The 1,330-nt window shown below is 80.6% G+C and carries 1 protein-coding gene; it reads right to left on the minus strand.

Annotated features, from left to right (window positions below):
- Positions 1–1,330 (minus strand): 3'-5' exonuclease (locus ABEB16_RS16135; protein WP_345713245.1); only part of this gene is annotated, 1,330 nt, incomplete at both ends.

Here is a 1,330-nt window from a genome sequence, read left to right on the forward strand (position 1 = left end):
CCGCGGCCAGGGCGGCGCGCACCGCAGCGGCCCCGGCCTCCACCTCCTCCCGGCGCGCGGCCAGCGGGTCCACCGGCCACACCACCCGCTGGGGCTCGGCCGTGCGGGGGTTCGGGGTGCCGGCGGCGGGCGGCGGCGCCGGCGGCACGCTCACCAGGCCGGGCAGCGACCCCGGCGGTGCCGCCAGCAGCTCCACGAGGAAGCGCGAGGGCTGCCGCGGCGCGGCGGCCTCCCCCCACCACGCGCCCGTGAGCAGCAGCTCCTCCCGGGCCCGGGTCAGGGCCACGTACGCCAGGCGGCGCTCCTCGGCGATCTCGTGGGCGCCGCAGGCGCGGCGGAACTCCTCCCGCGCGACGTCGAGCTCCTTCTGGGTGCCGGCAGCCGCCAGCCCCCACGACGGCAGGTGCGCGCGGTCCCCCCGCAGCGGGAACGGCACCGCCCCGGCATCGCCCAGCCACCCCGAGGCGGTGTCCGCCGCCGCCGGGAACACCCCCTCCACCAGGCCCGGGACGGCCACCACGTCCCACTCCAGGCCCTTGGCGGCGTGCACCGTGAGCAGCTGCACGGCGTGCGGGTCCACCTCCACCGCCCCCGGCTCCAGGCCCCGCTCGCGCGCCCGGGCCGCGTCCAGCCAGGCCAGCAGCCCACCCAGCGTCGGGCGCTGCGCCGTCGCGGCGAAGGCGGCGGCGGCGTCGGCGAAGGCGTCCAGGTGCGCCCGGTCCGAGCCCGGGGTGCTGCCCGGGCGCGCGGCGACCTCCACGTCCAGCAGCAGCGCCCGCTCCACCTCCCCCACCAGCTCCGGCAGGCCCGCGTGGGTGCGGGTGCGCAGGTGCCGCAGCGTGCGGGTCAGGACCTCCAGCCGGCGCCGGCCCTCCGCGGAGAACCCCCGGCCCTCGGGCGTCACCCACGCCGGGCGGGGCAGCACGTCGAGGGCCTCCACGAGGCTGACGCCGTCGGACGTCTCCGGCAGCAGCGCGTCCGCCCCCGCGCCGGCCCCCGCCCGGCCCAGCCGCAACCGGTCCAGCTCCACCGCCCAGCGGGCCAGCACCTCCAGGTCGCGCGGGCCGATCCGCCAGCGCGCCCCCGTGAGCAGCCGCACCAGGTGGTCCCCGCGGGACGGGTCGTGCAGCACGTGCAGGCAGGAGACGACGTCGGCGACCTCGGGGGTCGACAGCAGACCGCCCAGCCCGCCCACCTGCACCGGCAGCCCCGCCGCGCGCAGCGCCCGCTGCAGCGGCACGAACTGGCTGCGCTTGCGGCACCGCACGGCGGTGGAGCTGCGCTCGGCGCGCTCCCCCGCCGCCAGCGCCGCCGTGTCCGCCGCCCACAC

It is taken from the genome of Kineococcus glutinatus (assembly GCF_039542765.1).
GTDB lineage: Bacteria > Actinomycetota > Actinomycetes > Actinomycetales > Kineococcaceae > Kineococcus_A > Kineococcus_A glutinatus.